This is a genomic window from Mesobacillus sp. MER 48 (assembly GCF_023714225.1).
In the GTDB taxonomy this organism is placed as follows: Bacteria; Bacillota; Bacilli; order Bacillales; family Cytobacillaceae; genus Mesobacillus; species Mesobacillus oceanisediminis_A.
Genome location: NZ_JAMAUR010000007.1, coordinates 17,016 through 41,841, shown reverse-complemented (window position 1 = coordinate 41,841; position 24,826 = coordinate 17,016). Strand labels below are relative to the sequence as shown.

27 protein-coding genes are annotated in these 24,826 nt (G+C 44.8%); 21 read left to right on the top strand and 6 right to left on the bottom strand.

The annotated features are described in order from the left end of the window. The first annotated feature begins 14 nt into the window (after positions 1 to 14). From M3593_RS19460 to M3593_RS19445, 4 genes are all read left to right on the top strand, one after another. Positions 15 to 2,336 (top strand): xanthine dehydrogenase family protein molybdopterin-binding subunit, encoded by a 2,322-nt coding sequence (locus tag M3593_RS19460; RefSeq protein WP_251544563.1) that lies wholly within the window; start codon positions 15 to 17, stop codon positions 2,334 to 2,336. Continuing rightward, the gene (locus M3593_RS19455; RefSeq protein WP_251544564.1) at positions 2,333 to 3,163 is read left to right on the top strand and encodes an FAD binding domain-containing protein; all 831 of its coding nucleotides are present in this window, start codon (positions 2,333 to 2,335) and stop codon (positions 3,161 to 3,163) included. The genes M3593_RS19460 and M3593_RS19455 overlap by 4 nt, the downstream gene beginning before the upstream one ends. 4 nt (positions 3,164 to 3,167) lie before the next feature. Beyond that, entirely contained in the window at positions 3,168 to 3,632 is a 465-nt protein-coding gene (locus M3593_RS19450; RefSeq protein WP_251544565.1) for a (2Fe-2S)-binding protein, read from the top strand. Between the two features lie 153 nt (positions 3,633 to 3,785). After that, positions 3,786 to 4,271, top strand: coding sequence for a YehS family protein (locus M3593_RS19445; protein ID WP_251544566.1), 486 nt, complete (start codon positions 3,786 to 3,788; stop codon positions 4,269 to 4,271). 34 nt (positions 4,272 to 4,305) lie between these two features. Here the strand turns inward: M3593_RS19445 and M3593_RS19440 are convergent, their stop codons facing one another. Continuing rightward, positions 4,306 to 4,866, bottom strand: coding sequence for a cysteine dioxygenase (locus M3593_RS19440; protein WP_251544567.1), 561 nt, complete (start codon positions 4,864 to 4,866; stop codon positions 4,306 to 4,308). 17 nt (positions 4,867 to 4,883) lie between these two features. Then, positions 4,884 to 5,804, bottom strand: coding sequence for a DMT family transporter (locus M3593_RS19435; protein ID WP_251544568.1), 921 nt, complete (start codon positions 5,802 to 5,804; stop codon positions 4,884 to 4,886). 479 nt (positions 5,805 to 6,283) lie between these two features. On the opposite strand from M3593_RS19435, the gene abc-f reads away from it, so the two are divergent. The 6 genes from abc-f (at position 6,284) to M3593_RS19405 (ending at position 13,115) form a co-directional block, all read left to right on the top strand. Further along, positions 6,284 to 8,173, top strand: a complete 1,890-nt coding sequence (gene abc-f, locus M3593_RS19430; protein ID WP_251544569.1) for a ribosomal protection-like ABC-F family protein — start codon at positions 6,284 to 6,286, stop codon at positions 8,171 to 8,173. Between the two features lie 346 nt (positions 8,174 to 8,519). Continuing rightward, positions 8,520 to 8,663 (top strand): hypothetical protein, encoded by a 144-nt coding sequence (locus M3593_RS19425; protein WP_251544570.1) that lies wholly within the window; start codon positions 8,520 to 8,522, stop codon positions 8,661 to 8,663. A 660-nt stretch (positions 8,664 to 9,323) separates the two neighbouring features. Next, positions 9,324 to 9,812, top strand: coding sequence for a TspO/MBR family protein (locus M3593_RS19420; protein WP_144480261.1), 489 nt, complete (start codon positions 9,324 to 9,326; stop codon positions 9,810 to 9,812). Positions 9,813 to 10,341: 529 nt separating this feature from the next. Beyond that, positions 10,342 to 11,226, top strand: a complete 885-nt coding sequence (locus tag M3593_RS19415) for a GNAT family N-acetyltransferase (RefSeq protein ID WP_251544571.1) — start codon at positions 10,342 to 10,344, stop codon at positions 11,224 to 11,226. 102 nt (positions 11,227 to 11,328) lie between these two features. After that, positions 11,329 to 12,300, top strand: coding sequence for a PstS family phosphate ABC transporter substrate-binding protein (locus M3593_RS19410; RefSeq protein WP_144480257.1), 972 nt, complete (start codon positions 11,329 to 11,331; stop codon positions 12,298 to 12,300). A gap of 284 nt (positions 12,301 to 12,584) precedes the next feature. Further along, positions 12,585 to 13,115: a CBO0543 family protein gene (locus M3593_RS19405; RefSeq protein ID WP_251544572.1), complete on the top strand. Its 531-nt coding sequence runs from the start codon at positions 12,585 to 12,587 to the stop codon at positions 13,113 to 13,115. 12 nt (positions 13,116 to 13,127) lie between these two features. On the opposite strand, the gene M3593_RS19400 is transcribed toward M3593_RS19405, so the two are convergent. Continuing rightward, positions 13,128 to 13,745 carry a hypothetical protein gene (locus M3593_RS19400; protein ID WP_251544573.1) on the bottom strand — a complete coding sequence of 206 codons (618 nt, stop codon included), beginning with the start codon at positions 13,743 to 13,745 and terminating at the stop codon, positions 13,128 to 13,130. A 115-nt stretch (positions 13,746 to 13,860) separates the two neighbouring features. On the opposite strand from M3593_RS19400, the gene M3593_RS19395 reads away from it, so the two are divergent. From M3593_RS19395 to M3593_RS19380, 4 genes are all read left to right on the top strand, one after another. Continuing rightward, positions 13,861 to 14,142: a GNAT family N-acetyltransferase gene (locus M3593_RS19395; RefSeq protein ID WP_144480251.1), complete on the top strand. Its 282-nt coding sequence runs from the start codon at positions 13,861 to 13,863 to the stop codon at positions 14,140 to 14,142. Between the two features lie 181 nt (positions 14,143 to 14,323). Continuing rightward, entirely contained in the window at positions 14,324 to 15,307 is a 984-nt protein-coding gene (locus tag M3593_RS19390; protein WP_251544574.1) for a ring-cleaving dioxygenase, read from the top strand. 56 nt (positions 15,308 to 15,363) lie between these two features. Next, a complete protein-coding gene (gene wrbA, locus M3593_RS19385; protein ID WP_251544575.1) occupies positions 15,364 to 15,969 on the top strand; it encodes an NAD(P)H:quinone oxidoreductase in 606 nt (201 codons plus the stop codon). Positions 15,970 to 16,293: 324 nt separating this feature from the next. After that, positions 16,294 to 17,754 carry a protein adenylyltransferase SelO gene (locus tag M3593_RS19380; protein ID WP_251544576.1) on the top strand — a complete coding sequence of 487 codons (1,461 nt, stop codon included), beginning with the start codon at positions 16,294 to 16,296 and terminating at the stop codon, positions 17,752 to 17,754. Between the two features lie 406 nt (positions 17,755 to 18,160). On the opposite strand, the gene M3593_RS19375 is transcribed toward M3593_RS19380, so the two are convergent. Both M3593_RS19375 and M3593_RS19370 read right to left on the bottom strand, forming a co-directional pair. Next, positions 18,161 to 20,284, bottom strand: coding sequence for an MMPL family transporter (locus M3593_RS19375; RefSeq protein WP_251544577.1), 2,124 nt, complete (start codon positions 20,282 to 20,284; stop codon positions 18,161 to 18,163). 88 nt (positions 20,285 to 20,372) lie between these two features. Next, a complete protein-coding gene (locus tag M3593_RS19370) occupies positions 20,373 to 21,245 on the bottom strand; it encodes a MerR family transcriptional regulator (protein WP_186326847.1) in 873 nt (290 codons plus the stop codon). Between the two features lie 172 nt (positions 21,246 to 21,417). On the opposite strand from M3593_RS19370, the gene M3593_RS19365 reads away from it, so the two are divergent. Then, a complete protein-coding gene (locus M3593_RS19365; protein WP_144480239.1) occupies positions 21,418 to 21,615 on the top strand; it encodes a DUF378 domain-containing protein in 198 nt (65 codons plus the stop codon). A 101-nt stretch (positions 21,616 to 21,716) separates the two neighbouring features. Then, on the top strand, positions 21,717 to 21,893 hold the full coding sequence (locus tag M3593_RS19360) for an SE1832 family protein (RefSeq protein ID WP_251544578.1): 177 nt from the start codon (positions 21,717 to 21,719) through the stop codon (positions 21,891 to 21,893). Between the two features lie 243 nt (positions 21,894 to 22,136). Here the strand turns inward: M3593_RS19360 and M3593_RS19355 are convergent, their stop codons facing one another. Beyond that, the gene (locus M3593_RS19355) at positions 22,137 to 23,213 is read right to left on the bottom strand and encodes a Gfo/Idh/MocA family protein (protein ID WP_251544579.1); all 1,077 of its coding nucleotides are present in this window, start codon (positions 23,211 to 23,213) and stop codon (positions 22,137 to 22,139) included. Between the two features lie 119 nt (positions 23,214 to 23,332). Between M3593_RS19355 and M3593_RS19350 the strand changes: the two genes are divergently transcribed. The 5 genes from M3593_RS19350 (at position 23,333) to M3593_RS19330 (ending at position 24,815) form a co-directional block, all read left to right on the top strand. Further along, entirely contained in the window at positions 23,333 to 23,506 is a 174-nt protein-coding gene (locus M3593_RS19350) for a DUF4083 family protein (protein WP_251544580.1), read from the top strand. Between the two features lie 126 nt (positions 23,507 to 23,632). Continuing rightward, positions 23,633 to 23,842 (top strand): hypothetical protein, encoded by a 210-nt coding sequence (locus M3593_RS19345; RefSeq protein WP_144480233.1) that lies wholly within the window; start codon positions 23,633 to 23,635, stop codon positions 23,840 to 23,842. 140 nt (positions 23,843 to 23,982) lie between these two features. Next, positions 23,983 to 24,162: a hypothetical protein gene (locus M3593_RS19340; protein WP_144480231.1), complete on the top strand. Its 180-nt coding sequence runs from the start codon at positions 23,983 to 23,985 to the stop codon at positions 24,160 to 24,162. Between the two features lie 12 nt (positions 24,163 to 24,174). Next, a complete protein-coding gene (locus M3593_RS19335) occupies positions 24,175 to 24,477 on the top strand; it encodes a hypothetical protein (protein WP_144480229.1) in 303 nt (100 codons plus the stop codon). Continuing rightward, complete coding sequence (locus M3593_RS19330; protein ID WP_251544581.1) at positions 24,459 to 24,815, top strand: hypothetical protein; 357 nt, start codon at positions 24,459 to 24,461, stop codon at positions 24,813 to 24,815. The genes M3593_RS19335 and M3593_RS19330 overlap by 19 nt, the downstream gene beginning before the upstream one ends. The last annotated feature ends 11 nt before the right edge of the window (positions 24,816 to 24,826 follow it).

The following is a 24,826-nucleotide window of genomic DNA, read 5'->3' as shown; positions in this document are numbered from 1 at the left end:
AGGGGGGAGTTTAGGTGGAGTATATTGGGAAGAGTGTCATTCGCAAGGATGCATTTGAAAAAGTTACGGGAGCGGCAAAATATACCGGTGACTTTGGATCTCCGCGAACATTGCACGCAAAAATGCTTATTAGTCCCTATGCCCATGCCAGGATAATTTCGCTCGATTTTACGGAAGCCTGGAAAATCCCCGGAGTAAAAGCGATATTGGGTGGTGAACCATATCCTCTAGTAGGGGAGGAAATTAAGGACAGACCTCCAATCGCCTACGAGAAGGTGAGATATCACGGCGAGCCTGTTGCAATGGTGGTCGCCGAGACGCCTGTTATTGCAAAAATGGCTGTGGATGCAATCAAAGTTTCCTATGAGCCTCTTCCAGTTGTCAATTCCCCTACAGAAGCGATCAAAAAGGATGCCCCCCTTGTCCATGAAAATATCGCAAGCTATGAAAAGCAGCCGGGTGTATCCCCTATTCCCAATACTAATATTGCAAATTTGAACAAAATACGAAAAGGAAACATAGAAAAGGGTTTTCGAGAAAGCGATGTGGTTGCCGAGTTTACGATATCCTTCCGCCCTTCCGACCACGCGGCGATGGAAACCCGGAGTACAATAGCCGAAATCCGTCCGGACGGAACAGTCGTTTTTATGGCTTCACCCCAGGCTCCTTATGCCATAAAAAAACTAATGGATTGGTATTTTGGAATTGAGCCTGGTAAAGTCATCGTCAATACGCCATTCGTCGGCGGTGCCTATGGCGGGAAAGCCTCGGTCCAATTAGAGGTGCTTGCTTACTTAGCTTCAAAAGCAGTCAGCGGTCGCCCTGTCAAACTTGTCAACACAAGAGAAGAGGATATGATTACTTCACCCGTACATATCGGGCTTGACGCAACTGTAAAATTAGGTGCGACAAGTGATGGGAAGCTGAAGGCTGCGCAAATCCAATTCTTGTTCGATGGCGGTGCCTATTCCGACAAAGCAGTGGACATAAGCCGAGCAGGAGCGGTGGATTGTACGGGTCCATATGAGATCGAAAATATATGGTGCAACTCTTACTGTATTTATACTAACCACCCTTATGCCGGGGCCTATCGGGGCTATAGCCATTCTGAAGTACTGTTTGCCTTTGAACGGACAATGGATGTACTGGCTGAAAAATTATCGATGGATCCGCTTGAGCTGCGCTATATAAATTCGATCCTTCCTGGAGATACCACGCCAACACAGGTTCAGCTTACTTCAAGCACGGTCGGCAACCTGCCTGAATGCATCCATCGATTGCGGGAATTGATGAATTGGCAAGAGGGGCAGCGGATTCAAATAGATAGCCGAAGAATCAGAGTGAAGGGAGCATGCTGCATCTGGAAAACATCGACCTTTGATACCGATGCATCCTCCGGTGTGCTCCTTACTTTTAACTCTGACGGAAGCATTAACCTGATGTCCGGTGTGGTGGAAATTGGAACGGGGACGAAAACTGTGCTTGCGCAGATACTGGCTGAACGGATGAAGATGGATATAAACAGGATCCATGTGAAAATGCTCGTTGATACTCAAACCACACCTGAACATTGGAAGACGGTCGGTAGCCGGGGGGTCTTCATGGCAGGGAGGGCAGTTCTCGAGGCGGCGGAGGATGCAATCCGGCAGCTCAAGGAGCGTGCGGCCTGTGTTTTAAGAGTTCCTGCTGTGGATCTGGAGGTCGCCAATGAGAAGGTGTATTTTATCGATAATCCGACTATCAGCCTGGAAATAAAGGATTTAGCTTATGGATATAAGTATCCGGCCGGAAACACACTTGGAGGACAGATCATCGCCACTGGTACCTATACATTAACCCGGATCACCTATTTGGATCGGGAAACGGGGAAAGGAAACCCGGGACCCGAATGGACAGTAGCAGCCCAGGGAATCGAAGTGGAGATGGATACCCGTGACTATACTTATCGGATCCTGAAAGCCTATTCTGTGATTGACATAGGTAAAGTAATGAATGAAAAAGCTGCTTTAGGCCAGGTAATGGGGGCAATGAGCATGGGAATTGCATTCGCGGGAAGGGAAACATTTGTATTTGATGAGTATGGCAGAGTGCTGAATCCGCAGCTTCGGACCTATCGGCCACTGCGTTATGGTGAGGAGCCTGATTATGTCATCGACTTCATCGAAACGCCTCATCTTGCGGCACCATACGGGGCAAGAGGAGCCGGTGAGCATGGATTGCTGGGAATGCCTGCGGCGCTGGCGAATTGTTTATCTGTGGGGCTTGGTGTTCAGCTGCAGCATCTTCCGCTTATTCCGGAACAATTATGGCGCATGCGTGAAGGTGTAAAGCAATGATCCCATTTAATTTTGAATATGTTAAACCACAAACGTTTCAAGAGGCAGTCAGGATATTTCAGGATTTGACAAGGGATAAGAAAAATCCAATGTACTTTTCAGGCGGAACCGAGTTGATTACGTTAGGAAGATTAAATCTTGTCTATACTGATGCGGCGATTGACTTAAAAGGGATTCTGGATTATTCTGCTATATTCCAGCATGAAAATTATTTAGTCATTGGAGGAGGAGCGACCTTGACCTCCATTGAAGAGTCCAATCAATTTCCGCTGCTCGGCAAAACAGTCAGCGGGATTGCGGACAGGACCGCACGCAATAAAATCACTCTTGCGGGAAATATATGCGGTCAGATTTTTTACCGGGAAGCGATTTTGCCCCTGCTAGTTTCAGAGTGCATTTGTGTAATTGCCGGAGCGGAAGGAATCGTCTATAAGCCGATCAATAATATTTTTAATGGTGAAATCCAATTAAACGAAGAAGAATTTATTTTTTCGATCCTGATTGAAAAGAAGTATTTAACCAAACCATATGTAAGCATTAAAAGACGGAAACAATGGAACATTGGCTATCCGCTTGTGACAGTAGCTGCCATTAAAATAGAAGATGAAATCAGGATGGCTTTCAGCGGAGTCTGTCCATTCCCGTTCCGTTCTAAAGAAATGGAGCTTGTGCTGAATGACTTGGCCCTCTCAGTTGAGGAGAGAGCAGAGAAAGCAATGCCATTCGTCCCTGGACCTGTCCTGAATGATGTGGAGGGTTCAGCAGAGTACCGCTTATTTGTGTTGAAAAATACGATTATTGATGCGATTCAGGCAGTTGGAGGGTGATTGGATGACCAATGAAACTATTACTAGCGTTTCGCTCATAGTGAACACCGATGAAAAAAACGTGACTATTAGACCGGCTGATACGCTTTTGTATGTCATCAGGGTAAGACTTGGGCTAACAGGCGCTAAGCCAGGATGCTTGAATGGCGATTGCGGAGCCTGTACAGTTTTGGTAGATGGCGTTCCGATGAAATCCTGTCTGATGCTTGCCGTCGAAGCAGAGGGGAAAGAAATCACCACCATTGAAGGTCTTGAAGACACGCCGATTCAGAGAGCTTTTATTGAAAAATTTGCCTTTCAATGCGGCTACTGCACATCCGGCTTTCTGATGAACTGCCATGGACTCGTCAATAAAAAACCAGGAACAGACGAAGCTGAAGTAAAAGACTGGCTCGAATCAAACATCTGCCGCTGCACAGGTTATAAAGAAATCAGGGAAGCTGTGTTATCCGTTTTAAAGCATGAATAAATACGTACCTTATGCTTCTTTTTGAGAGGGGAAAAGTCCGTTCCTATGCTTCTTTGGCTGCAAAACCGTTTTTATCCTACTTTCCAGCACATGAAGTAAATATGCTACAATTGAACAATACTAGTGATGAGGCAAGCTATAGGAGGACTTCCAATGCTAAACAATGATATATTGATCCGTTTACGTTACGCCCTGGATATCAAGGATACCGATATGGCGGAGATGTTCAGGCTTGGCGGCGTGGCCATGAGGAAAGAAGATGTGCAGCTGATGCTGAAGAAAGTGGATGAAGATGAGTACGATGAACTGCCCGAGGATTACATAAGGGTCAACAATGCGATGATGGAGCAGTTCTTGAATGGCCTGGTTACGTTTAAAAGAGGGAAACGGCCTGGGGAAACGGGTGCTCCGCCTTTGACTGGGGAAAGTGTGAATAACCAGCTGTTAAAGATGGTGAAAATTGCCCTGTCGCTGACGAGCGAGGACATCCTTGAGCTTTTCGATCTTGCCGGTGTCCGGGTTTCCAAAGGCGAGCTTGGAGCGATTTTGCGGAAGGAAGGGCATAAGAATTACCGTGAATGCGGTGATAAGTTCGCCCGTAATTTCCTGAAAGGCCTGACCTTGAAGAATAGGGAATAAGGAAAGCATGGGGACGTGGTGCAGTTCAGCGTCCCTATGCTTCTTTTTTTAGCTTGATTTCTTTCAGTTTTTGGTGCTGTTCATCTGGCCACCATGCTCCGCAATCATCTGAAACAACACAGGCTGCGCATTTTTCGAGGTCGTAGACTTTCATTCCGGTGATTGGCGGGGAATAGAGATGGAGGGTAACGAGTCCCTCTGTACCATCACCCTGCATTTTATGGACACCATTTTTAGGCGCGAAAAAAAGCTGATCTCGATGATGGTACTCCTTGAACAACTCCTTCGGAAGCTTGCTGTTCTTGACTTCGTAGACGTAGTTGATGGAAGTCCCGTTCAGGACGTGGATCCAACCATGGGAATCGCCGTGGTCATGGGGAGCACATTCTAAATCCGACCAGTTCATCACAAGCAGCTCGACATCCTCACTTTTGTACAGAAGCTTGCGGTAATAAGGCTTTCCGGATGGCGATTCAAGGAATGTCTCCAACTCTTCAATCGTCATATTGATTTTAGCCAGCGCTTCCTTCATCTCTTGCCTGGAAGGATTCTTTAAAGAATCTAACACATTCCTTGCCTTATGATTCAAATTCATGGGCACTCCCACCTTCTTCATTTTTTAAAAATGACACTCGCTACTAAACGTGCAAGACCGCCATTGACAATGGCCACTCCTATCATAATTATGATTCCGCCGGCCGCACTTATGAGGATAAATTTTTCATGTAAAAGAATAATGGCCGCAATCAGGGTGACCAGCGGTTCAAGGTAAATGAAAATAGATACCCTTGATGCATCCAATACCTCAAGCGCCTTTCCCCAATACCAATACCCAATTCCAGAAACGAATATCCCGAGGAACAAAAGGTGGGCCCACTCTGTCTGTGTCAGCAGAGGAATCGACTCCCAGCCTTTGTTCCGGACCATAAAAGGGAGAGTGAGAATGAAGCCGATCAAGCTCATGTAGAAGGTAACAACGAGAGCGGGATAGGGGATTTGCAGCTTTTTTAAAAGGATCGAATATACTGCCCAGTTCAGCGTACTAAGGATCATCAGGATGAAGCCGATGTTAAGGGCGAATTCGAACGAATGACCGCTTCGGGTGGTCGTGACGATAAAAACGCCTGTGATCGCGACCAGCATTCCCAGCGCTTTTTTCACATCCATCTTTTCATGCAAAAACAGCACCGAAAGAAGAACGGTGAAAATAGGGGAAAATGAAATCAGCCATCCGGCAGATGAGGCATTGATCGTCAACAATGACGTTGCCTGCAGGACCTGATGAATGAACACACCCAGAATCCCGAGGACAACCAGATGAGGGATGTAACCAACCGAAATACGGAGCCGGGAACGATTGATCAGCAAAATTATCAGCAGAAACAAAGCACCGATGCCAAAGCGAAGCACCAATAGGGAATAGGGGTCAAGCTTTCCGAGAACGGCTTTCGCAGAAACAAAGGAAACTCCCCAAAAACTGACTGATAGTAAAGCATAAAAAGAAGCAGTAAGCCTGGTTCGAAACGGTAACATAACACGGAATCCTTTCTGAAGGACAAGTTTTCTACCATCCTATGCCTGTCCGGAAGAAAGAAGAAGTGTGAAAAATACTGCATTTACAAAATTATGCAAAGCTGAGATAATAAAGCAAATGGTTTAGGAGGGAAAGTAAGTTTATGGAACCAACATCTAATTGCTGATTATTAATTTTATTAATAAGAATTTTGTATTGAGTGTGAAAAGCCTATTTGCATAGGTTTATTTCGTTATGCTCTTTATGGAATGACGGCAATTAGAAGGAAACTTACTTTACTGAATCGGGATAGGTGTATTTTCGCATGGCTTATTTTGGCCTGCTGAAGATGTTGATTCAAGACTGTAGGGATTTCTGCAGTCTTTTTTATTTTGGCAGCGGGAAAGCTGTGTGAGTCAAAAATTGAATAGTAGATAAGTTCTTCTTTGTGCTGTCCATAAAAAGCGTAGCTTCATTATGGATGAAAGAAGGAATTTGTATGTTAGAACTGAAGGTGCATGGAATAAAAAAATATATGGAAGCGACGCTGGTCGTGAACAGTTTTACATTGGAAGCTTTTGAAGGAGATAAGGTGGGGATTGTCGGGGCGAACGGAAGCGGGAAAAGCACGATCCTCAAGGTGATTTGCGGAATTGAGCCGATGCATTATTATCCTGGCTACCCGCAGACCTCGAGTCCAGGTTATGATGAAGGTTTGATCCACAGGCCGCGGGGTGCGTCATTCGCTTATTTGGAACAAATGCCGTCATACCCAGCCGGTCTAAAAGTGATTGATGTTTTGAATCTGGCTTTTGAAGAGGTCCATGGGGTTGAAAAACAGATGCGTGAGCTGGAAGCGCAGATGCAGCTTTTACAGGATGAGGCTCTTGAAAAAACGTTAAATAAATATAGTGATCTGGTGAATATATTTGAAGCAAGGGGCGGGTATGAACAGGAGGAGAAGTTAAGCAGGGTTTGCACCGGGCTTAAGTTTTCTGAGAATTTTTTGCAGAGGGATTTTGATTTGCTGAGCGGCGGCGAGAAAACGACTGTTGGTCTCGGGAAAATCCTGGTTCACCAGCCGGATATCCTGCTTCTCGATGAGCCGACCAACCATCTTGATATGGAATCGATCGAATGGCTGGAGGGCTTTTTGAAAAATTATAAAGCCATCGTGCTGATTGTTTCGCATGACCGGTATTTCCTCGATAACGTTGTGAACAAAATCGTCGAGATCGAAGACATGGAGACCATCTGCTACAGGGGAAACTATTCAAGTTTTATCAGCCAAAAGGAAGAAAATATGCGGGTGCAATATGAGCAGTTCCGCGAGCAGCAAAAGAAGGTCAATAAAATGGAGAAGCAGGTGACGAGCCTGCGTGACTGGGCGCTGAGGGCGGACAATAACAAATTTTTCAGGCGCGCGGCAAGCATCCAGAAGAATCTTGATAAGCTGGAGCGCATTGATAAGCCGGTTTTTGAGCGACGCAACATGAGGCTTCATTTTAACGAAACGATGAGGTCCGGGAATGAAACGATCAAGGCGGTTGGTGTTTCTAAGCGGTATGAGGATAAGGTGATTTTTAATGGTGCTGATTTGATGGTCCATTATGGTGAACGAGTGGGTCTCGTTGGCCCGAATGGGAGCGGAAAGACGACGTTCCTTAAGATGCTTCTCGGCAAGGAACGGCCTGATGCAGGTATGGTTGAATTGGGAGCGAATGTAATGGCTGCCTATCTGCCTCAGAAGATTGTGTTTGCAAACGAAGAGCTGACCGTGCTTGAATGCTTCCGGGAGGATATCTCGATTGTCGAGGGAAAAGCGCGCGAGTACCTGGCGAAGTTCATGTTTTATAAAAAGAGTGTCTTCAAAAAAGTGAAAATCCTTTCAGGGGGCGAGCGGATCAGGCTGAAGCTGGCAATGCTGATGTTCCAGGATATCAATTTGCTGATCCTCGATGAGCCGACGAACCATCTGGATATTGATTCGATTGAAACCCTTGAGGCCGCTCTTGAGGATTTCAAAGGCACGATTTTCTTCATTTCACACGACCGCTATTTTATCAATAAAATCGGAGAGCGCGTGATTGCGGTCGAGGACTTTGGCTTGAAGAGCTATGAGGGGAATTACGATGATTATAAAAGGGAGCAGGCCGTAGCCGAGCAGGTTCCTGTTTTAAAGAAGAAAGAGCCGCATCCTGCGAAAGCGGGACCGGATGCAAAGCTCTTAAAGAAAATCGAAAGCCTGGAAAAAGAAATTTCGGAGCTTGATCTGGTGATGGGTGTTCAACAGGATTATGTCGAGTTGGATCAGTTGTACAGCAGGAAGCAGCAGCTTAATAACGAACTCGAGCTGGCGATGGAAATGTGGCTTAGTGCCGGGGAGTAATTGAGAGGAAGCATGGTGTTCATGCTTCCCTTTTTAGGTGGTATAGAGGGAAGGAACAATAATGCAGTCTTAATAGTTAGAATTTTCTATATATTAGTCGAGTATATATGTTATAAAATATATATAGGCACAAAGCTCTATTCGGGTTGTGTTTCAGGCGGCTGTCCCAGCAATGTTATCAAAGACTATTGAAAAGCAAGCCGCTGTTTTCATGAACAACAGTGACGGCAAACTGCGGGCTTAGTACCGGGAGCTTGTCAAAAAGCAGCAAGCGGCATCAAACATGAGGCAGCTGTCATGGTTTAATCGTACTCATGTCAACAAAACGATTATAGGGGGACAAGAAATGCCTACAGAGCCAATGTTCTACGATGGGAACGGAGAAAAAAAACAGGTTACTAGTTCTGCAAACCCGCAGGAAGTCAGCGTCACTCTTACTCCAGAGATTAGAAAATCCCTCAGCGGCAACCCTTATGTGTTTGTGAAATAGGAAGATTGGAGAAAGCGTCAGCCATTTGGCTGGCGCTTTTTTTTAATATAATTATTGCCTTTGGACAAGTTTGAGGACCGCGGAGGAAAAGCTGTCAAGAAAAGCCCGTAATTTTGACAGGTATAAGGTCACAAGGGGAAAAGCTGTCAAGAAAAGCCCGGAATCTTGACATGTATAAGGCCTTAAGGAGAAAAGCTGTCAAGAAAAGCCCGGAATCTTGACATGTATAAGGCCTCAAGGAGAAAAGCTGTCAAGAAAAGCCCGTAATTTTGACAGGTCCAAGGTCTCAAGGAGAAAAGCTGTCAAGATAAGCCTGTAATTAAGACAGGGACAAGGTCTCAAGGGGAAAAGCTGTCAAGAAAAGCCCGGAATCTTGACATGTATAAGGCCTCAAGGAGAAAAGCTGTCAAGAAAAGCCTGTAATTAAGACAGGTACAAGGTCTCAAGGAGAAAAGCTGTCAAGAAAAGCCCGTAATTAAGACAGGTTTAAGGTCTCAAGCAGTAAAGCTGTCAAGAAAATCCTGGAATCTTGACATGTATAAGGCCTCAAGGAGAAAAGCTGTCAAAATAGTCATCAGACCACCATTTATTTTTGCACATTCAAATGTTTTTTTCTCTAGCATTAGGTAAAAGTAAGAAAAAGGAAGGTGAGAAACAAAGATGAGTGTGTTATCGGTGAATGGAAGAGTCGACAAGGGAAAATTGGTGAAGGAGATATTGATTCCGGTGGTTGGCGGCATGGTAACAGGGATGCTTGCGACGCGGAATGCGAAAGAGAAATACAGGAAGCTGAGGCAGCCTAATTATGCGCCTCCTTCGTGGGTGTTTCCGGTTATGTGGACCGGTCTGTATGCTACGATGGGACTTGCTAATTACCGGGTTTCGATGAAAAAGGAACCGACGGCTGCGGCGGAAACCCTTTATGATATCCAGCTCGGATTGAACTTTCTCTGGTCTTTCTTGTTTTTTAAGTGGAATCTGCGCGGGACGGCTTTTGCGGAGATCGGATTGCTGCTCGGTATGATTACGTTGACAACTTATCAATACTATCAAAAGGATAAAATAGCAGGCAGGTTGATGCTGCCTTATATTGCCTGGGTGTCGTACGCTCTTCAGCTCAATTACAGCATGTGGAAGTTAAATAAGTGAGAGGGCATTTGATTCAGCCCTCTTTTTTCTAAATTTTATGCAACTTTTCTAACTATTATCCGTCTAAAATAATAGACTGCCAATCTTTGGCTGATTAAAAGTTTGCTAGAGTGGGAATACTATTTCTAACAACAAATTAAAACGGAGGTAGATTACAATGAAACAAATCACTGAGTTTATGAATGAAGAAGGTTTTGAGCTTAAAGGTTATCTTTCTCAACTATTTGAAGAAGCATCTGATAAAAAAGACGAGAAGAAACGCTGATCGCAGCAGGCTGATCAGCGTTTTTTTATTTGCTCCAAAACTTCATCGATTTTGCGTGATCTTCTGGTGATTCATCGATATGCTTCCACAAGAGTTTTCCTTCGGCTGAATAGAGCCATGTTCCTCCCTGGATGTAGACATCCCTTTTTGTAAAGCATAAAAGTTTGGATACTGTCGAAAAAAAGTTTTTGCAATTTTATGAAAACAAAGCATAAAATAAACTAAACAGTCGGTTTATTTTATAAAGAAAAGAGGAGATTCTTCATGAAAGTTGAGATCAAAAGACTGAGTGATTGTCCGTTAAAAGACGGGGTGGAAGCCTATAATCGAGGGTTTGAGGGTTATTTTTACGACCAGTCGAAAACGATAGAGACATTCGCGAACCGTTTTGGGCTAGATGGTATTTCTCCGGAGCACTCGGTGATTGCTTACTATGAAGGCAGGCCTGCCGGGATTGTGCTGAGCGGCATCAAGAAGATTAATGGTGAAGTGATTGCCTGGAATGGAGGGACCGGGATCGCGAAGGAGCTGCGGGGAAAAGGGATCGGAAAGCAGTTGATGAATGCGGCATTGGATATTTATCGTGAGAATCAGGTGAAGTACGCAACTCTCGAGGCGATCTCAAGAAATGAAGGTGCCATTCAACTATATCAATCTCTTGGTTTTACGCTGGTGAAAAAACTGAAATTCCTCCAGTACAATGAGCCATTTCCAGAAGGTACTTTTGATAGTGCAACCAACTATCAAGTCGAGCACGTGGCACCGCAAGAATTAAGTCAGGTGAATTTTTACCGTCATAAAACCTCCTGGCAAAATCACAAGGACAATGTTCAAGGTGGCAATGCGATGATCCTGCGTGATGAACAGAACGAGATTGCCGGTTACTCTCTTTTTAAAAAGTTTTATAAAGAGGGAGAAGTGGCAAACATCGGGCTGCTGCAGCTGGAAGTGGCAGAAGCCCGTGAAGACCGGGCTGATGTGATGAAAACGCTGCTGAAGCACTCTTTCTCGCCGCTGGACCGGTCATTCAAAAAGACGACGGTCAATACGCCAGAAGAAGATGCTGAGTTATTAGAGTTATTAACCGCTATTGGATTCAAACAGTGGGAAGAACAGGTATGGATGATCAAAGAGGTTCACAATTCTTAACAATCCTTTTCAATATATTTACAACTCCTTAAAACCCCATTAATAACTCTCTAGTAATCTTGTACTTGTAGCAACGGACATCATATTAGGGGGAATTATGGAATGAAGGGTTTTAAAAAGTTAGCGATGTTTACAATGCTTGCTGGAGTAATGGCTTTCGGAACAGCTTGTTCGGATGGTGAAAGCAACGCTGAAGCAAAGAATGGATCTAATGGAAATGAAACTCAACTTGAAGGCAGCGTAGTGATTGATGGTTCTGGTACGGTTTATCCATTCATGGCTAAAATGGCTGAAAACTACATGGGCAAGCAGGAAGATGTTTCTGTGGAAGTAAGCCGCTCAGGGACTTCGGCTGGTTTCAAGAAATTCCTTGTTGAAAATGGAACAGACTATAACGATGCATCTCGCCAGATCAAAGACGAAGAAAAGGCAAAAGCTGAAGAGCTTGGCATCGATGTAAAAGAAATGAAGGTCGCTTTGGATGGTTTGACGATTGTCATCAATAAGGACAATGAATGGGCGAAGGAATTGACGAAAGAAGAAGTCATCGACATCTTCCTTGCTGAAGGCGGCAAGAAGAAATGGTCTGATGTACGCCCTGATTTCCCGGATGAAGCCATCAACACATATGGCCCGAATGAAAACCATGGCACATACGAATTCATGTTTGAAAATATTTTAGAAGAAAAAGACCTGGTTGAAGGCATCAACCTGCAACAGGATTATTCAACACTGGTTGATCTTGTTTCCAAGGATAAGAACGGCATTGGATTCTTCGGCTACGGATATTATGCGAACAACAAAGATAAATTGGCAGCAGTGAACGTCGATTTCGGCAACGGACCTGTTGAACCATCTCTTTCAACGATCAAGGAAGATGGCGAATACGGACCATTCACACGCCCAGTGTTCACATACTTGAATGTAAACATGGCTAAAGAGAAGGCCCAAGTACTTGACTACGCAATCTACACTATGAAAAATGCACAGGAAGTCGCATCGGAAACTGGTTTCGCACCATTGACAGATGAAGACATCCAGGGAACATTAACTGAACTGGAAGAACTGAAATAAGGAAGTGAAAGAAGAATGGGGGCGTCCCTGTTCTTCTTTTTTAATGGGCAAAAAAATAACAGTGAGATCCACTGTTATTTGCCTTCCAATGCCGCCATGGGTTTATGGCGCTTTTGGGTGTTATTGGGCAGCCGTTCGATGGCAGAAAGTAGGGAACTTCTTTCACCAGCTCACAGCTATTTTGTATCTTGTCTTCTTTTACGTTAATTATTCGATGATTGTCAATAGGGCTTCTTGGTTATACTAAGTTCGATTTCCTTTATTTGTAAAAAAGGGGAGAATTTATGGTAAATACAATTTATGGGCTGGTTTGGGCAGGCATATTAGTGAAATGGGGAGACTGGAAGAACTGGAGAAAGTACTATCCAACCGTTCTCTTTTTTATTCTGGGCGACTTTCTCTACATGTACTTATTATCCGATCATTATCCAATGTGGAAGTATAATCCTTCACCCGGGGATGAAGGTGCTGGAATCACGAATACCCATATTTCTTTTTCCATCATGGCGATCAAGTATCCGGCCACATGCCTGGCTTATTTGGCGCATTTTCCGAGGCATGGGATCATAAAAAAAATCCTTTATTATCTTGCATGGGTGGTTGTCTATTTTGTGAATGAGCTGGTAGACATTAATTTTCAGCTGATAAAATACTTCAATGGCTGGAACTTGTGGTGGTCTGCGTTATTCAATTCGGTCATGTTCCTTATTTTAAAGCTTCATTTTCACAATCCATTGTTTGCCTGGATAGCCTCTGCGGTGTTTATATTGTTTTTATGGAATCAGTTTGATGTGCCGGGAAGTGTCTTTCGGTGAAGGCCCGAATCCTTATGTAGAATCGGGCCTTCTTTCGGTTTTTGAGGTGCTCAGGTCGTGACCTCTTTTTGGCCGTGACTTCATCCATACAAAAAAATTTGTCAATAATTTCGCTAAAATGAGCACAGATAAATAACTCAAAAATAAGTGGACATAGTGGAGGTTTCCATACATTTTAAACAGCCCCAAACCGACCAACATTGGTTTGAATGCAAATGAGAGGATGACTGCAGTCAGGATTGCATAAAGATAATAGTTCTTTTTGTGGTTAATAGACCATTGATACACGAGCATAAAAGTTACAGGGATCAGACTTGAGTCGAGCGAGATTCCTGGTAAAACCGGGAGAACTGGAAAGGGATAATTCCAGAACCCCATATTTCTTCCATAAAGATCTTCATATCCGAAGAAAACATGGACACTGTAACCATAGAAAGCGATTCTGAAGATCTTTGTCCGGTCGATTTTAAAAAACAATAAGATGAGCGGGCCTATAAGGAATAGGACCATCAGCCAATATTCAACTGAAGCATAAAGGGAGTAATCGAGCCAGTATTGATTCAAGGCCTTTTGACCTTGTTTCCCCAGCTCGACGATCTTGTCAAACTCACTTATCCTCACTTTTTCCACTTGTATCATCCGTTCTGTTTTTTCTTAGATTACCGATTTGGGGCTTGATATATGCATGATTGAGGGTTATAAGGGTATAATTAGGTATCTTGAATGAAACTGCGGAGGTGTAAAGATGGCATTTGAATTTTCTGAAGAAGATGGCCGTTTTGTTGCGAAGGATGCAGATGGGCTCGAGGTTGGGGAAGTGACGTTTACGAGGGATGGCGATGATTTTCTCGTGGTCAATCACACTGGTGTGGATCCAGATTACCGAGGTAAAGGCATAGCGGAGGAGCTGGTCCGCCATGTTGCTGAAAAAGCGAAGAATGAGGGCTTGAAGATTGATCCTGTTTGTTCTTATGCAAAAAAAGAGCTTGAGAGGAAGCCTGAATACAGCGGGGTATTAAAGGGTTGAGTCTTTGGGATACCCCCAAAGGCTTTTTTGTTGGAGACTTCTTTCTTGCACTTTGTGCTGTTGCGTGATAAGATTATCTCGAATTCAAGATAATTTGTTTTTTCGAGATGAAAACAGGTTATAGTAAGGATAGATATTTTTTTGAAAATATATCTCGATTTCAAGATAAAGGAGAGAGACCATGAACGAATTAAGAGGAATACACCATGTAACAGCGATTACGAGCAGTGCTGAAAAAAACTACGAGTTTTTCACCTATGTACTCGGAATGCGTCTTGTGAAAAAAACGGTCAATCAGGATGATATCCGTACGTATCATTTATTTTTTGCGGATGATAAAGGGTCTGCTGGCACGGATATGACATTCTTTGATTTCCCTGGGATTCCTAAAGGATCTCACGGAACTGATGAGATTTACAAAACCGGTTTCCGTGTGCCGACAGATGCCGCGCTGGAATACTGGGTCAAACGCTTTGATAAATATGAAGTCAAACACACTGGCATCAAGGAGTTGTTCGGCAAGAAGACGATTTCATTCATCGATTTTGACGATCAGCAGTATATGCTGGTATCCGATGAGCATAATGAAGGTATAGCTTCGGGTACGCCATGGCAAAATGGACCTGTACCGCTGGAGTACGCGATTACTGGTCTTGGACCGCTTCATGTCCGCATTTCACGTTTCGATTATTTTAAAGAGGTACTTGAAAAAGTGATGCATATGCGTGAAGTGGGAAAAGAGGGTTCCCTGCATCTGTTTGAAATGGGTGAAGGCGGGAACGGCGCGCAGGTCATTGTTGAAGACAATAAAGTGCTGCCTGCTGGCCGCCAGGGATTCGGAACTGTGCACCATGCGGCATTCCGTGTTGCTGACACATCGGTTCTTTATGAGTGGATCGATCATATGAAAGCTGCAGGATTCGGTACATCCGGTTATGTTGATCGGTTCTTCTTTGAATCATTGTACGCCCGTGTGGCACCGGGAATCCTGTTCGAATGGGCAACTGACGGACCGGGCTTCATGGGTGATGAGCCATATGAAACCCTTGGTGAAAAGCTATCCCTTCCGCCGTTCCTTGAATCAAAGCGGGAGCAGATCGAGGATTTCGTGCGTCCGATTGATACTGTACGAAGCACGCGTAAAATCGAAAAAGAATACCTGTAAGCCGAGTTTGCAGTTTGGACAAGTGTGGAATCATACTACTAAAGGAGGCAGATAAAATGGTTAAATTGGCAGTTATTTTTTACAGCATGGGTGGAACGAATGTGCAGCTATCCAAATGGGCTGCAGAAGGCGCGAAGGAAGCAGGAGCGGAAGTCAAAGTTTTTAAGGTGAAAGAATTGGCTCCTGAATCAGCTATCGAAGGCAATAAAGCATGGAAAGCGACAGTTGAGGCAACAAAGGATATCCCTGAAGTGACTCCGAATGATCTTGAATGGGCAGATGCCATCATTTTCAGTGTCCCTACACGTTTCGGGAACATGCCATCGCAAATGAAACAATTCCTTGATACGACAGGCGGTCTGTGGGCACAGGGCAAGCTGGTGAACAAAGTCGTCAGTGCGATGTCCTCTGCTCAGAATCCGCATGGCGGACAAGAAGCAACCATTCTGTCACTATACACAACTATGTACCATTGGGGCGCCATCGTCGCAGCTCCTGGCTATACCGATCCAGTCACTTTCGGAGCTGGCGGCAACCCATACGGCACTAGCGTAACAGTCGACCAGGACGGCAATATGGTCGAGGATGTAGAAGCAGCGGTAAAACATCAGGCAAAACGCACTGTGACCGTTGCCGGCTGGGTAAAGAACGGGAATCAATAAGCAATGGCAAAAGTCTAATTCCTTGGGGAATTAGGCTTTTTTCATTGAGGTCCATTTTAATCACCGGGAATATCTTCTAAATCAGGCCTAATAAACACCCAGGCTCCCCATGCAGGCTGGCAATAACCGCTGCGGCAACGGAAAGGCGAAGCTGACTTTCCCTGCAGTTTGATAAGCTGCTATATCATTATCACTCCCTAGATGATGGTAAAATGTATATATGGATTCTACTGGTTATATATTCCTTTCTGCCGAAACACCGCTTTCCTTTTTCAGGCGAGGGTATATTAAAGCTAAACAGTACGAACAAAGGGAGGTAATCCAATGACTGACAACCATGCTGGCTGGAAAATGGATAATAGCTATTCGCGGCTGCCGAACATATTTTATAGTCTGCAAACACCGACTCCAGTGAAAGCACCTGAGGTAGTGATTTTTAATGAGTCACTTGCGGAAGAACTGGGTTTGAACAGCGAGGCACTTCAAGGTGACGAAGGGGCTGCAATCTTTGGCGGGAACGAGATTCCACAAGGAGGAACTCCCCTTTCCCAGGCATATGCGGGACACCAGTTTGGACATTTTACGATGCTGGGGGATGGCCGGGCTGTCCTGCTTGGTGAGCAAATCACCCCTGACGGCGACAGGTTTGACATCCAGCTGAAGGGTTCAGGCCGGACTCCGTATTCACGAGGCGGCGATGGCCGTGCAGGACTTGGGCCGATGCTGCGCGAGTTTATCATTAGTGAAGCGATGACGGGCTTAGGGATCCCAACAACAAGAAGCCTCGCTGTGGCTGTGACGGGAGAGGAAATCATCCGGGAAACGATGCAGACCGGAGCAGTTTTGACACGCGTGGCAGCGAGCCATCTGAGAGTAGGAACATTCCAATTTGCTGCCAACTGGGGGAAGAAGGAAGACCTCCGGGAGCTGGCTGATTATGCAATCAAACGCCATTATCCTGAACTCGAAGGGGAGGGTAACCGATACCTCTTATTCTTGAAAAAAGTGATCAAGAAACAGGCAGCCCTGATCGCGAAGTGGCAGCATGTCGGCTTTATCCACGGTGTCATGAACACGGATAACATGACAATTAGCGGTGAGACGATTGATTACGGTCCTTGTGCTTTTATGGATACCTACGACCCGGCAACTGTATTCAGCTCGATTGATCGGGAGGGACGGTATGCCTATGGAAATCAGCCGTATATTGGCGGCTGGAATCTTTCTCGATTTGCCGAGGCTTTATTGCCATTGTTACATGAGGATGAAGATGAAGCGGTAAAACTGGCCGAGGAAGCCCTCTCTGAATATCCGGGGAGTTTTGAAACAGAGTTCCTGTTGGGTATGAGGCTGAAGCTTGGGCTTTTTACTGAGGAAAAAGAAGACAAAGAACTAATTTCCGAACTCCTTAATCTCATGAATAAGTCAGAAGCCGACTTTACGAATACGTTCAAAGCCCTGACCTTCGGAAAGCTTGAAGGATCCGAGTTATTTAAGGGTGACGAATTTAATCAGTGGCATGAAAAATGGCAAGAAAGGCTTGGGCGCCAGGAAGAATCAAAGGAAGATGTCCATGAACTGATGCGCAATAACAATCCAGCAGTCATTCCGCGCAACCACAGGGTAGAGGAAGCACTGAATGCCGCGGTAAAAGGTGACATGAGCGTCATGCTGAAATTGCTTGAAATCCTGGCAAACCCATACGAACATTCACCTGAGCAGGCCGAATTCTGCCAGCCCGCACCGCCAACAGCTAAGCCATATCGGACGTTTTGCGGAACATGAATTGGGTTGATGTGCTTTTGCTTTAAGGCTATGACGGACAGAAATACGAGGAAATTCTGAAAAAGTGTCCGTCATCAAGGCTATGACGGACAGAAACACGAGGAAATCGTGGAAAAATGTCCGTCATCAAGGATATGACGGACAGAAACACTAGGGAATCGTGGGAAAATGTCCGTCATCAAGGCTATGACGGACAGAAACACGAGGGAATCGAGAAAAAGTGTCCGTCATCAAGGCGATGATGGACAGAAACAAGATGAAATCGAGAAAAAGTGTCCGTCATCAAGGTGATGATGGACAGAAACATGAGTGAATCGAGAAAAAATGTCCGTCATCGGTATCGAGAAACGAACACACCTCTGGTCATGAAAAAAGGCAGTCCCATATCAAAACGGGACTGCCTTTTCTATTTTTCCTGCACTACAGCTGTTTTCTGATCCTTTTCAAAGAATAGGATCAGAGCCGGCAGCAGCATGCCGCGTACCAGGAAGGTGTCGAGCAGGATGCCGACGGCGACGATGAAGCCGAATACGAACAAGTCGGCGATTGGCATTGTCGTAAGGGCTGCGAAGGTTGCGGCCAGGATGACACCGGCTGATGAGATCACGCCGCCGGTATTGCGGATCGCGATTTCCAGGGCATCCTTCACTCTGTGTGTTTTTCGCTCTTCCATGAATCGGGAGGCAAGGATGATATTATAGTCGATTCCCAGTGCCACCAGGAAGATGAAGGCGTAGACAGGGACGCGGGAGCTTAATGCGTCGAAGCCGAATAGGACGTCGACGAGGAAGATTCCCAGCCCCAGTGCTGATAAATAGGACAGCAGAATAGTCCCCATCATGTAGATGGACATCTTCAGTGATCGAGTAAGAGCGAATAATAGAGCCAAAATCAAAATGGTTTCAAGGAGTACGATTTTTACGATATCTCTGTTATTGATTTCGCGTTCGTCCAGAAGCTTTGCTGTGACTCCGCTATAATAAGCTTCGCCGTCAATCGAAAGATCCTTCAATAACCCAGGCGTTTCTTCGCGCAGTTTCCCGATGAAATCAATAGCTTCTATGGAATATGGATTCATCGATAAAGCAACGCTGAGCTTCAGGGCCTTCTGATCTTCGGATTGTGCAGAAACCCGGACGGACGCAATTTCATCATATTTTTGCCATTGTTCGATGATGGCATTTGTATCTTCCTCTGTAAAAGCGTCATCACTTTCAACAAGCATGGTTGTTGGTGCCAGTTCCCCTTTATCGTACCGGGCCTCGACGATTTCATACCCGACTCGTGACGGCAGGTCTTCAGGGAATTTTTTTACCGTATCGAATTCAAAGTCGAGGTTGAGGACATTGAATGCGGTGATAACCAGGAAAACAGCGACGAGTCCGCCCGAGATGACAGGCTTGTTGACAACGAATCTGGCGACCGGCCCCCAGATTCCATGCTTTACTTCGGTTTCCTGACCGTATTTTGGAACCTTCGGCCAGAATGCTTTGCGTCCGAATAACGTGAACAGCGCCGGCAGCAGCGTGACCGATGCAATTATGATGAAGAACATGGCCGTCCCGAAAACGGGTGCGAAATTCAGGTAATCACGGAAATCGGCAAAGAACAGGATAAGCATGGCAGCGAGAACAGTGCCACCTGCAAAGAACACAGGCTCGCCAGTTGCACGCATCGCATATTTCATTGCTTCATATTTGCTTTCATATTTGTTCAGCTCCTCGCGATAGCGGGAGAAAACAAACAAGGAATAGTCAATGACCGCTGCAAAAAGCAGGATACTCATGATCGAAGAAGTCTGGCTGCTGACCTCCAGGCCACCTGCACCCATGAGCGCTACAGTTTGGTTCACGACCTGATAGACGATGACCGTCGCAAGCAGCGGGATGATCGCGAGCAGGGGTGAGCGGTAAATGACAATCAGCAAAATCAAAATGATAAGGACTGTTGCGATCAGCAGGACAAAGTCAGCTTGTTCAAACAGCTTGACGGTATCTCCGGCAATCCCGGCTGGTCCTGTAATATAAAACTCTGTGCTTTCAAGATTTTTAGCAATCTTATTGCCGGTTTCGAGTGTCTTGTCGTTGATCTCGGAATACTCGCTGTTTCCGAGTCCCTTTTCCAGCTCCATCGGGACGATCATCGTCGACCCATCCTCAGAGATAAAGCCGCCCAATGCCTGGGGCGGGAGCGCACTGATATTGACAATATTGTCAATTCCGTCAATATCTTCAGCGATGATTCCGTTCAATATTTCTTTGACTTCATCCAGATTGATGTCACCATTTTTATTATGAAAAACCAGGATTCCCGGCGTTCCCTGTTCGTTCGGGAAAAGTTTTTCCGTCTTTTTCTCGGCAATCATCGATTTTGCTTCATCAGGAAGCGATTGAAAGTTGGTCGTTTTGTACTCGCTAAGCATCGGACCAGCACTTAAGCCGACCATCAGGACAAGCCAGGCGATAAGTGTGATCCACATGCCGCGCTTTGTTGAGACCCAATCGGTAATTGGATGTAAAAGTTTTTTCACAAATAATCCTCCCTCATAATACTACAGTTCAAGCTTATCATTTCGCTTTTCTATAGTGTCAGCTTGTCTAAGGCATTTTTGTTAAACATCATCGCATATATGAGGCATACCATTCATCCCAGTCGGAACCGAGCGAGTAGGTGACCGATTTGGATTCAAGCTTCGGACAGTCTTTGACGCAGCTTCCTCCAACGATGAATTTCAGGGATGGATCCATTTTCAGACTAGAACGAATCCAATCCTCCAGCTTGCCAATCGGAGAAGGGTTGGTCATCGAGATGGCCACAATGCTGATGTCCTTCATTTTTATCAAATCCGCCAATCCCTCAAGAGGGGTGTTAGGGCCTAAATAGATGACGTCATGGCCTTTCTTTTTCAAGAATAAACTGAAGACCATCAGCCCGATTTGGTGGTGTTCCCCCTCTGGACAAAAGGCCAGTACTTTTGGGAGTGCGGGGTGAACAGGGAGGACCCGCAAAAATTGGCTGCAGCGGTTAAGGATGAACTGCGAAGCAAAATGCTCCTGGGCGACACTGATAACGTCCTTCTCCCACTCATCCCCGACCTTATACAAAACCTGAACCAGGATAAAATGGAAGACCTCTTCAAAGTCATATAAAGAAAAAGCGAGATCCGTAAGCTGATTCGCTTTCTGGGAATCTAGATTGACCAGGGCATTGTAGAGCTCATCTTTCAACTCGCTGAATTTACTATTTTCAGATGGAGGTGTGGCAGGTGCTGGCGCAGATTCCTGTAAAAGCCGGACTGCATCACTGATTTTCATGTCTTTTTCATGCACCTGTTTCTTGATCCATTTGAGTGTTTCAACATCTTTTTCGCTATATAATCGGTGGCCGCCCTCCGTCCTTTTAGGCGTAACGACATTGTAGCGGTTTTCCCAAGCCCTGATTGTGACCGCAGGAATATCCAATCGTTCAGAAACCTGTTTAATGCTATACAAACTATTCACCTCCACTCCTCATTATAGATAAGTTATACAAAAATTACACAGACAAAATGTTGTTAAATCAACTTTCTGAAAATATTATCTAAAATGTTTGCATTATTTGTATAGGTTTTGTATAATTAATTTCGAAAGGTTATACAAAAATTATACATTAGGCGGTGTTATCTTGAAAACTTTAAATCTGTTATCATTAGTATTGCTTATTGTCGGCGGTCTAAATTGGCTTTTAGTTGGATTATTTGAATGGGACCTAGTCGGAGGAATCTTCGGCGGCATGGACAGCCCAATCGCAAAGGTAGTCTACATTCTTGTAGGTCTCGCAGCTATCTACAGCATCACGCTTTTATCAAAAGTGAATAAATAATCAGATGGAAGGGCGTACAATGCTGTACGCCTTTTTGTGTGCCCAAAAGCTTGGAGAATGCTATCCTATAGGAAGAAAACGTCAAAGCAGGGGGAATGGAAATGGATAAAAGAGAAATTGAATACAAAATCGTCGAACTAAAGGATGAGTACCTGCAGCTCCAGCATAATCTCGAGAAATTGGAATCCGTAAAAGGCAATCTCCATCCGCTGGAAAATCGTCTTGCCGCGATTGAAGAGGAATTAAGCACATTGAATACTATGCTTCGTGAGATGTAGAACGACAGCCTAATATTTGATTAGGTTTCTTTCTCGGGATAAAAAAGGCATGAGTCCAATTGGATATGGGACTCATGCCTGGTTATTTTGCAAAACCACAGGGTTGATTAAACCCATTTTTCCCATCGGCCACAGCGTTAGGCATTATTAATCAAACGTTTGATTAATAATTTGGATGTGAGCCTGAGCAATCTTTAGACTTTACCTCACATAATTGTGGCTGTAATTCCAAACTGGGATCGTTTATTTCACTGCTGCTTTTCTGCCTTCGCGAGCAGAGGTCCTGACTGCGTCCAATACTTTTTGTGTCGAATGTGCCTGCTCAAAATCTGCGAGATAGGGGTGCTTTTCTCCGGAAACCAGCGTTTCATGGAGCGCATCCAAAGCCCTCTGGAAGCCGTTATAGTATCGGGCTGCAACCTCTGGCATACCAGAAGGAGCTTCTATATCCGGCACCAGTTCAACTTCTTCGAGTGGTGAATCTCCGGCGGAAAGCAGGACCTTATTGTCATCCAGCATTACAAGGGTGCCTTCCGTACCGAATATTTCAAGACGCCATGTGTTCTCGGTTTTGCGCGCAGCAGAAATGAGTTCCAGTGTTACAGTCGCGCCGTTTTCCAGTGAGCCGATGATCTGGAAAGCATCATCCGCTGTACGGTGTTCTGTATTCCCGTTATCATCCGTCTGATTGGGAACATGGATTGGGAGCTGCGCAAACACCTCTTTAAATTTGCTATCAAGCCACCATTGAAGGGAGTCTGTCATATGGGAGCCAATCGCGCCAAGCATGCCGCCGCCTTTTTCTTCCTGTCCCAGCCAGCCGCGGGGTTTTGATACCAGGCCAGTATAGCTCGCAAATGAGCACAAGTAACGGACATGTAAAACTTCCCCGAGTTTCCCACTCTCAAGGATTTCCTTTACCCTTGTACGGGCCGGAAGGAAGCGGAATTCATGGTTGATCAGCCCAAGTTTTCCCGCCTTGTCTCTCTCCGTAATCATTTCTTCTGTTTCGGCAACATTCAGAGCCATTGGTTTTTCACATACTACATGGACGCCCTTCTCAAAGGCAGCTTTAACCATTTCCTTATGTAAATTAACTGCAGATGCGACCACTACTAAATCGAGAGCTTCCTCTTCAAGCATTTGCCGCCAGTCAGTATAGATATTTTCAATCCCGCTTGCGTTCCTTGCTTCCTCAATATTGCCCCTCGATACACTCGATACAGCTACAACCTCGAACCCTACGTGGTAGTCCATCATTGGTGCATGGACTTTTGCGCCAAAACCCGTTCCGATTATTCCCACTCTAAACTTTCCCAAAATTACCACCCCTGTCCAGAATTTAGTTTAATAGTAAATCCAGCAGGGGTGGAATGTAAATGGATTAGGTCTATTTATCACTAAATTATGATAAAATTGGGTAAAAAAGGGTGGATAATATGAATATTGGGGATCTGTTATTTCAACTATTATTTTTCATTTTTCTAATCGGAATGTTCGCTGCGGTTTTCTATGCAGTTCGGTCACTGGTCATGGGACCTGACAAGCAGAAGAGCATGGAACAAAAACTGGATCGGATTATAGAGCTGCTTGAAAAGGATAATAAGGAATAAACAGTTTATATAATTGTATGTCTGCACATGGTATAATGAGGAACTCAGGATTATATGAATTTCACCCAAAATTGCACGGATGCCTGATAAGCCTCCGCCTGGCGATTCAAATATGGAGGTATAAAGATGAACAAGCGATGGACGATCGATAAGATTAAAGAGTTTGTAGAGAAAAATTCGGCGAGTAAGCTTTTGACGACGGAGTACCATGGCTTTTCGCAAAAACTACTGTTTAAATGCGAATGCGGCAACAATTTCGAAAAATCATTCAAGAAGTTCAAGGATAATCATCAGCGCAAGTGCGAAGTGTGCCAGCCGCCGAAAGCTTCACGTTAATTGAATAGAATGTATGCTGCCAATCCTGGCAGCATTTTTTCTTTTAGAGTAATTGAATATTACCAGCAGAAGCGTCAATCAGCAGGATTCACGCTTCTTTTTGTTGAAATAAACGAAGAGAAACTACAGGAGCAACGAGAATGAAGAGATATATGCTTAAAAAGAATTTCAGGGGATTGAAGAAAGGGACACAATTCTATTTGATAGCTGATTCCGAATTCATCGGTGTAAAAGAGTATGTGCTGCGCACTAAAGATTTGACGACGAGGATTGCGGTCAATGAGAGAGAGTTTCGAGGGAATTTCATTTTATTGAATTAGGAGAGAGCGGGCATGTATTTGTTATTAGCGATCTTACTAAGCCTGGTTCTGGGATATTTTTTACTAGTGATCGGGCCGATTTTTGGCGGTGTAATTGCATTTGGGGTGATTGCAGGCAGTTTATTCAGAGCGGTTTACTTGCTGAATGATATTCGTAAAAGGCTGGTGATCATGTCGCCGGATATAAAGGAGGTTTCGGAGCAGAAGCAGGTGTCAGAAATCATTCCGGAGCATTTGCAAAGTCCGGTTGCGTATAAAAAACACCTGGCAGGAAAGCAACCGAGCGGGGGATCTGAATGCAACTCACAGCAATAGTGGTCTTTGCAGTTGTCTGGGGCGGGCTGATGGTCTATTTCCTGACTCCTTTTAACGATCGATATCGTTTGGATGGTAATGTGGCGTTTTCAAAGGCTTTCCGGGTGAGTTTGAAGAGGTTGATTTTACATAAAAAGGCCATTCTTGCTTTGCTGCTGTTATTGTTTACGGTGATGAGCATCAGGTCATATTTTATATCAGCTGAAGAGTATGACAGGATGCACGGAATCAACAGGGAATATGATAGTCCAGTTTTTTATATGATCAGCGTCATTATATATGCCGCAATCCTGTATCTATTTTTGGCCATCAGATGGGCCGTGAAAACAGCAAAGTGAATGGAGAGAAT